The sequence below is a fragment of the Bradyrhizobium sp. genome (assembly GCF_017881085.1).
GTDB lineage: Bacteria > Pseudomonadota > Alphaproteobacteria > Rhizobiales > Xanthobacteraceae > Bradyrhizobium.
Map to the genome: position 1 here is coordinate 20,202 of NZ_JADGRI010000025.1, position 7,848 is coordinate 28,049.

Below are 7,848 nucleotides of genomic sequence, written 5' to 3' on the forward strand. Positions count from 1 at the left end.
GCCGGGAGGATCGCCTTCGCTCGTTGAGCTACGGCGGACAAGTCGCGCCTCGCATGACGAGGTTGCCATTTCAGAGGTTCACGAGGGCCAGGCGCTTTACTCCTCCGCGCGCTGCGCAATGAAGGTGCCGTTCGGCTGATGAAAGATCACTTCATCGACGGTCATCCCCTCGCCGCGAAATTCGACCATGAAGCCCTGCAGCTCAACGATGCGAAACCTTCTTCCCTGCTCGGGCGCGAGGCGATAGGCCGGCTGGTAGTCGGACTTCAGCAGCAGCCTACCTTCGCTATCCAGCGTGACGCGATGCGTTATCGCACCGCTCTTGAAGTGGCCGACGCATTGCGCGCGGAACGCGGGGTCAATGCAGTCGCCAGCCGCAAGGCGCGCAAAGACAATATCCTTCACCATCGGCTCCAGTGGCGCCGACAGGCTGACGATGTTGCCGTCGCGATCGGTCAGGAAGGTGATGGCGAGCCGGTCCGGCAGCAAGCGGTCCCGCACCTCGGGCAGTTCGAACGTCTCATAGTGACGGTGCGTCAAGGGCGCGAACATGCCGCGCCACGCCCACTGCAGTGCGCCGCCCTGTTCCTTTACCGACATCACGCCATAGGCAGGATGCCCGTATTCGCCGGCATACGCCGCGAGTTCGTGCGCCGGGCACGTGTTCTTGTGACGCGCCTTCTCCCGCGCGTCCTTGTCGGCCTGCATATGGGCGATGAATTCGTCGCGCTGCTTGCGGGAGCGCGCGCGCCACTCGACCGGCTCGCGGCCGCGCAGCCGGTCGATGATGTACCAGGTCAGCGTCGACGGCACTTCGCTTGGACTGCGATTGGTGAATACGGCAATTCCGATGCCGAAGTCCGGCACCAGCGTCATCAGCGTCCCCCAGCCGGGCCAGCCGCCGCCGTGAAACACCAGCCGGTCACCGCGATAGCTGTTCGACTGGAAGCCGAGGCCATAATGCGCCTCGCCGAACTCGGGGTGGCCCGGCGCCGTGTTGTAGACCCGCGGCGCATGCAATTCGCCGATCAGCGCCGCTGGCAGCAGGCGCTCGCCGTCGAACTCACCCTTACCCAGATGGAGCCGCATCCAGTTCGCGAGGCCGGCGACAGAGGTGTTGATCGCGCCCGCCGCGGTGGTCCGGATCGGCAGGCGAATGGCCGGCAGCCGGGTATCCTCGTGCATCATGTACGGCCGCGCCGCTTCACCCGAAGCTTCAAGGTCGTCCAGAGCGAACCCGACGGTCATGCCGAGCCGATCGGTCAGCCGCGCCCGGATGAACGCCTCAAAACTTTGTCCGCTGAGGCGTTCGATGAGCAGGCCCGCGACGTTGTAGCAGAGATTGCTGTATTGCCAGGCGGCGCGGATATCGCGGCTCAATTCGAGATGCCGCATGAGATCGAGCATTTCGGCGGGGGCCCGATCGCCCGCAAAATGCACCCAGTCATGGCGCGGCAGCCCCGACTGATGACACAACAAGTCGCGCACCGTGACCCGCTCGGTCGCGACCGCCTCGCTCAGGCGAAACTCGGGCATGTAGTCGCGCACCGGTTTGGTCCAGTCGAGCCGCCCCTCATGGTGCAGCAGCGCGATGGCGGTCGCGGTGAATGATTTGGTGATCGAGCAGATCACGAACTGCGTCGCCGGCGTAACCGGCAGGTCCGCCTCGACATCGCGCTGACCATAAGCCCGCGTCAGCGCCACCTCGCCATCCTGTACCACGGCGAGCGCGACACCCGGCACTTTCCAGTCGGCCATGACATCGGCGGCGAGATGATCGAGATCGGAGATAAAGGAGGAAATCGGCGCAGTGGGCGTCTCGACAGAAGAGTGAGACATTGGAGCTTCTCGGCTTGAACAACAGAGGGCGCCCATGAGGCACGGCGGCAATACGCAGGTCGGCTGCCCGACCGACCCGATGTTTGCTAGCGCTGAAGCTCGTAGAGACCCGTCAACATGCTTGTCGTCCTCAATGCCCAGTCCATACCACGCGGCAAGGTTGCAGTCCAGATTGCAGGTGGGTTGAGGCCTTCGCAACATTTCACCGCATGGTCCGCGTCAGCCATGCTCTCACACCAGAAGCCCGGCCCGCAGCCAATGTCGATGACGCGTTCTCCAAGTTCTTCCGCTGCACCGCTGGAGAATGCCAAGCTTGACATCCGCGCCGAGGTCCGAAAACGGACCCGGAACCGACATCCCACGGCTCTTTTCTGACCCCGCATTTTGAACCTCAACGAAGGTTGGGCGACTCAATTTGAGCATTCTGCGTCTAAGCGAACGACCCCTTCCGCAAGGCACAGCTTCGAACGGGAGTGTTCAGCCATGGAATCCAGTTGCAGCATGTTTGCGGGCGCTTCTCTTCGTCCTTGGTCGCACCTCGGCAATGGCCCAGGTCGCGGGTGTCCCAAGTTCGCCCGAAGCCACCACCACCATCACCGGCAAACAACTTCGGCCGGCCGATCCGAAATTCGATGATCAAGGAGAGCGCCTCGGACTCGAAGGCCTAGCGGGCTCCGCGCGGGCCGCGCGAATGCGATTGATTTGAGTGCCACAACGACGACAACAAACCCAAAGGAGGCTGCTATGCGTGAGCCGAATCCTGAAAAGTTGAACGAGCTCGTGGGAAAGCTGGTTGGGGACCTCGGCGTGTCACTTGCCGGCGCGAGCGTGCTGCTCGGCGATCGCCTCGGGCTTTATAAGGCGATGGCCGACGGGGCGCCGGTCACCCCGTCCGAACTCGCCAAGAAGACGAGTCTGCATGAGCGTTACCTGCGCGAATGGCTGTGCGGCCAGGCTGCGTCCGGATATATCGATTATGACTCCGAAAAGGACGCTTTCTCGCTCTCCCCCGAGCAAGCCATGGCGTTCGCCGAAGAGCAATCGCCCGCTTTCTTCGCCGGTGCGTTCGACGTCGTGCAGTCGACGTACCTCGACGAACCCAAGGTCGCAGACGCATTTCGAACCGGGAAAGGTGTTGGCTGGCACGAGCATTCGAAGTGTCTGTTCTCGGGCACCGAACGCTTTTTCAGGCCGGGTTACAACGCGAACCTGGTTTCGAACTGGATTCCTGCGCTCGATGGCGTCGAGGAGAAACTGAAGGCCGGCGCCAGGGTCGCCGACGTGGGATGCGGTCACGGCGCTTCAACGATAGTAATGGCGCAGGCCTATCCAAAGTCCGAATTCTTCGGATTCGACTACCACATGCCTTCGATCGAACGCGCCAAATCCCTTGCGAAGGAAGCGGGCGTCGGCGACCGCATCACGTTCGCGCAGGCCAGCGCCAAGGATTTTCCAGCCCGCGGCTATGATCTGGTGGCATTTTTCGATTGCCTGCATGACATGGGAGACCCCGTGGGCGCGGGCAAGCATGTAAAGGAAGCGCTTGCCAAGGACGGGGCGTGGATGATCGTCGAGCCGTTTGCCAATGACCATCTCAAAGACAATCTCAACCCGGTCGGACGCATCTTCTACAACGCTTCGACCTTCATTTGCACGCCTGCATCGCTCTCTCAAGAGGTGGCCTTGGGGCTCGGTGCGCAGGCAGGCGAACGCAGATTGCGCCAGGTCGCGACCGAAGCGGGCTTCAAGCGCTTCCGGCGTGCAACCGAGACGCCGTTCAATATGATCTTCGAGGTGCACGCTTGATAGAGTAGAGCGGCAGTGCGTTCGATCTGGGTGTCAACAAGAAGCTGGCATCCGACCGGTGTCCGTTATTGGCAATCGCGTCATTTCGCTGGGCTGAGGAATTTGGTCGCTATCAGCGAACTATGGCAGGCTGCGTGCCCGGCAGGTTCATGAGTTCACTGCCGGGTAGCGCTCACCCAAGAGTGCCGCATACGCCTTCGCACTATCTGCAATCCCCTGCGCCTCGATGCCGATTTCGCGCAATTGTCCCGTCGGCGAGGTGATCTGGCCGCAGAAATAGAGCCCGGGCGCGGCTGTGGCCTTACCCGTCACCAGCGGCATTCCATGGCGGTCGAACACGCCTTCCACGTCAGGCATCAATTGGCGCAGGTCGGGACGGAAGCCGGTCGCAAGGATGATCGCGTCAAATTTTTCGCTGCTGCCGTCGCTAAATATCACGCCATCGGACGTCAACCGGTCGATGCCGCCGCGCACCTTGATGGCGCCGTCCCTGATCTTGTCGAGCGTGCCGATATCGATCAAGGGCACACGCCCGTCTTCTTCGACCATCTGGCGCGGTCCCTTGGCCGCGCGACGCAATCCGAGGTCCTCGATCCGACCGATAGCCAGCCGCAAGATCGGTGCGTTGATGAAATCAACCAGGCGCGCGGGCAAGCGCCGATATAGAATCGCCCACGCCAGGATCGGAAAACCCAGCAGTTCGCGCGGCAATATCTGAACGGTGCTTCGAACCGCAAGCGCGGCATCGATGCCGGCATTCGCCAGATCGAGCGCGATCTCGCCGCCCGAATTGCCGAACCCGACCACCAGCACGCGCTTGCCCTGATACGGCGCGGGATTGCGGTATTCGCTGCTGTGGACGACGGCGCCACGATACAATTCCAGCCCCGGCCACGAGGGGCGATACGGCGCATCGGCGATGCCGGTTGCGACGACGACCACGGGAGCGGTGAGCGGGCTTCCGTTTGCATCGGCACACCAGTGCGAACCGTCGCGCCGGATGCGGGATACCGTCGTACCGAAGACAGGGCGGATGTCGAAGCGCGCTGCGTAGCTTTCGAGATACTCGACCATCTGCGCGCGCGAGGGATAGGTCGGATAGGCCTTCGGCATCGCCATGCCCGGCAGGCCGGAACGGTTGCGGTCGGTGTGGAGATGAAGCCGGTCGTAGTGCCGCCGCCAGACGGCGCCGACACTGTCGGCCTTTTCCAGCACCGTCACGCCGAGCCCCGCGGCGCGCATCGTCACGGCGCACGCCAGCCCCGCAGGGCCGGCACCCACTATGATCGCATCAAGGCTCCGCAATACGCCCTCCGTAGGGAGTTCGCTACTTCCCCCACACCTCGTTCGCGACATCGACCGCGAGCTTCAGCTTCGCCCACTGCTCTTCCTCGGTGAGCAAATTGCCCTCCTCGGTCGAGGCGAAGCCGCATTGCGGCGACAGCGCAAGCTGATCCAGCGGCGCGTATTTGGAGGCTTCCTCCAGCCGGCGCTTGATGTCGTCCTTCTTTTCGAGCTCGCCGCTCTTGGAGGTGATGACACCGACCACCACGATCTTGTCGCCCTTCGGCAGGAACCGCAGCGGCTCGAAGCCGCCGGCGCGATCGGAATCGTATTCGAGGAAATAGCCGTCGTAATTGGTGCCGGCCAGCATGGTCTCCGCGACCGGCTCGTAGCCGCCCGACGAAATCCAGGTGGAGCGGAAATTGCCGCGGCAGACATGCGTGGTGATGGTCATGTCGGCCGGCCGCTCGGCGATCGCGTAGTTGATGATGCGCGCGTAGATTTCCTGCAGGCCCTCGGGATTGTCGCCGCGCTCGCGCGCCTTCTTCAGTTCGTCCTGCGAGCAGAGATAGGCCCATACGGTGTCGTCGAACTGCAGATAGCGGCAGCCGGCGTCGTAGAAGGCCTTGACCGCCTTGCGGTAGGTCTTGGCGAGATCCTCGTAGAAAACATCCAGATCGGGATAGACCTGCTTCGAGATCGCCTTGCGGCCGCCGCGGAAATGCAGCACCGCCGGCGACGGGATCGTCATCTTCGGCATGACATGCGCGACATCGCAGTGCTTTTTCAGGAACCTGAAATGGTCGAGCATCGGGTGGCTGTCGGGGAAATCGAGCTTGCCGATCACCCGCACCGCGTCATGCCGGGTCTCGACGCCGGCAAACTGGATGCCCGTGTCGGGATGAAACAACTCGCAGCCCGTCAGCCTGGCAAGAAAGTCAAAATGCCACCAGGAGCGGCGGAATTCGCCGTCGGTCGCGAGCTTGAGCCCGATCGAGGCCTGCTTGTGCACGACCTTTTCGATTTCCATATCCTCGATCTTGCGCAGATCATCGGCGGAAATCTCGCCCTTCTCGAGCCTGGCGCGAGCCTCCTTGATCTTCGGCGGCCGCAGCAGGCTGCCGACCTCGTCGGCGCGGAACGGGGCTTTTGTTCTTTGCATGGTCTTCTCTCCCGAAAAATCAAAGCGTCTTAGCGAAGTGGATACCGTACCGGTCCGCGTGAAGAAAACATGTTAAGATAGCATCAATGTGCCGCGGCCCCCGAGACGCCAAGGAAGCGTTCGAGCACCGCGGGATCGGCCTTCAGCGCGGCGCTGGCCGCGTCATGGACGATCGCGCCGCGCTCCAATATCACAACGCGGTCGGCCAGCCCTAATATCTTTTGGGCATTCTGCTCGACGATAATGGAGCAGATGCCGCCCGAGCGGGTAATCGTGCCGAGCGCCCTGAGCAGTTCCTCGACGATGATCGGGGCCAGCCCTTCGGTCGGCTCGTCCAGCAGCAGCACCCGCGGATTGAGCGTCAGCGCGCGGCCGATCGCCAGCATCTGCTGTTCGCCGCCGGAAAGCTGGTTGCCGAAATTGTTACGGCGTTCCTTCAGCCGGGGGAACATCTCGTAGACCTTGGCCACGGTCCACGGCCCCGGCTGCGCCACCGCGGTCATATTCTCTTCCACCGTCAGCGACTTGAAAATAGTGCGCTCCTGCGGCACCCAGCCGATGCCGGCCCGCGCCCGCTGGTCCGGCCGCATGCCGGTGATGTCCTGCCCGCCAAGGGCGACGGTGCCGCCGAACCGCCTGGTGACCCCGACGATCGAATTGATCAGCGTGGTCTTGCCGGTGCCGTTGCGGCCCAACAGCGCCAGCACCTGGCTTTCGGGCAGGCGCAGCGACATGTTGGGCAATACCACCGCCTCGCCATAGCCGGCGCGCAGGTTCTCGATGGTGAGCAGGTCAGACATCGGCGGCCTCGCCGAGATAGACCGCCTTGACCTGGGGATCGCGCGCCACCTCCTCCGGCGGTCCCTCGACCAGGAGCGCGCCGCTGACCAGCACCGAAATGCGGTCGGCGAACGAGAACACCAGATCCATGTCGTGCTCGATCAGGAGCACGGTGACGTCGCGCGGCAGGGAGGCGACGGCTTTGAGGATATCGTGGCGCTCGCTTTCGGGAACGCCGGCGGCGGGCTCGTCCAGCAGCAGCACGCGCGGTTTGGCGGCAATCGCGACCGCGATCTCCAGGAGGCGCTGCTTGCCGTAGGGCAAGGTCGCGGTGAGATCGTTCATGACGTCGAGCAGATGGAAGCGCTCGAGATTTTCGGCGATCTCGGCGTTGACGTCGTCGCGGGTGCCCATGCGGCGCCACCAGTCGCCGCCGCGGCCGAGCCGCTCCGATACCGCAAGCCCGATGGTCTCGAGCGGCGTCAAATCAGCGTAGAGCTGGTTGATCTGGAAGGTGCGCGACAGCCCGCGCAGCACGCGGGCGTGCACGGGCAGATCGGTGATGTCGTTGCCTTCCAGCAGGATGCGGCCGCCGTCTGGCTTCAACACGCCGGTCAACAGGTTGATGACCGTGGTCTTGCCGGCGCCGTTGGGGCCGATCAGGGCGTGGCGGGCCCCCTGCTCGATCCTGAGCGAAAGGTCGCGCGTGACCTTGAGGCCGCCGAAGTGCTTTTCCAGTCCCCTTGTTTCCAGGGCGACCGTCATGGCGTGTCCCCCTCGGGAACGATCACGGTGGCCTTGCGTCCGGCAAGTTGCCGGATGACCAGGTTCGGCGCCCACAACACCCAGCGATGCATGCGCTGGCGGCCGACCAGCACGATCACGACCAGCACGAGGCCGATCCAGAACTGCCAGTATTGCGGCGTGATGGTCGAAAACACTTCCTGCAGCATCCGGAACACCACGGCGCCGATCAG

At 63.3% G+C, this 7,848-nt stretch carries 6 protein-coding genes and 1 pseudogene; 1 reads left to right on the forward strand and 6 read right to left on the reverse strand.

What is annotated here, in order from left to right:
• Positions 1 to 96: 96 nt before the first annotated feature.
• Complete coding sequence (locus tag QZ213_RS04280; protein WP_291684814.1) at positions 97 to 1,839, reverse strand: serine hydrolase; 1,743 nt, start codon at positions 1,837 to 1,839, stop codon at positions 97 to 99.
• Positions 1,840 to 2,583: 744 nt separating this feature from the next.
• On the opposite strand from QZ213_RS04280, the gene QZ213_RS04285 reads away from it, so the two are divergent.
• Positions 2,584 to 3,645, forward strand: a complete 1,062-nt coding sequence (locus QZ213_RS04285; protein ID WP_291684820.1) for a class I SAM-dependent methyltransferase — start codon at positions 2,584 to 2,586, stop codon at positions 3,643 to 3,645.
• 147 nt (positions 3,646 to 3,792) lie between these two features.
• On the opposite strand, the gene QZ213_RS04290 is transcribed toward QZ213_RS04285, so the two are convergent.
• The 5 genes and pseudogenes from QZ213_RS04290 to QZ213_RS04310 all read right to left on the reverse strand — a co-directional run.
• Positions 3,793 to 5,001 carry an NAD(P)/FAD-dependent oxidoreductase gene (locus tag QZ213_RS04290; RefSeq protein WP_291684815.1) on the reverse strand — a complete coding sequence of 403 codons (1,209 nt, stop codon included), beginning with the start codon at positions 4,999 to 5,001 and terminating at the stop codon, positions 3,793 to 3,795.
• Positions 4,973 to 6,091, reverse strand: coding sequence for a cobalamin-independent methionine synthase II family protein (locus QZ213_RS04295; RefSeq protein WP_291684816.1), 1,119 nt, complete (start codon positions 6,089 to 6,091; stop codon positions 4,973 to 4,975). Before QZ213_RS04295 ends, QZ213_RS04290 begins: the two co-directional genes overlap by 29 nt.
• 83 nt (positions 6,092 to 6,174) lie before the next feature.
• A complete protein-coding gene (locus tag QZ213_RS04300) occupies positions 6,175 to 6,891 on the reverse strand; it encodes an ABC transporter ATP-binding protein (RefSeq protein ID WP_291684817.1) in 717 nt (238 codons plus the stop codon).
• Positions 6,884 to 7,636: an ABC transporter ATP-binding protein gene (locus tag QZ213_RS04305; protein ID WP_291684818.1), complete on the reverse strand. Its 753-nt coding sequence runs from the start codon at positions 7,634 to 7,636 to the stop codon at positions 6,884 to 6,886. The genes QZ213_RS04300 and QZ213_RS04305 overlap by 8 nt, the downstream gene beginning before the upstream one ends.
• A pseudogene (locus QZ213_RS04310) lies at positions 7,633 to 7,848 on the reverse strand (branched-chain amino acid ABC transporter permease); the annotation flags it as partial. The gene QZ213_RS04305 and the pseudogene QZ213_RS04310, both read right to left, overlap by 4 nt.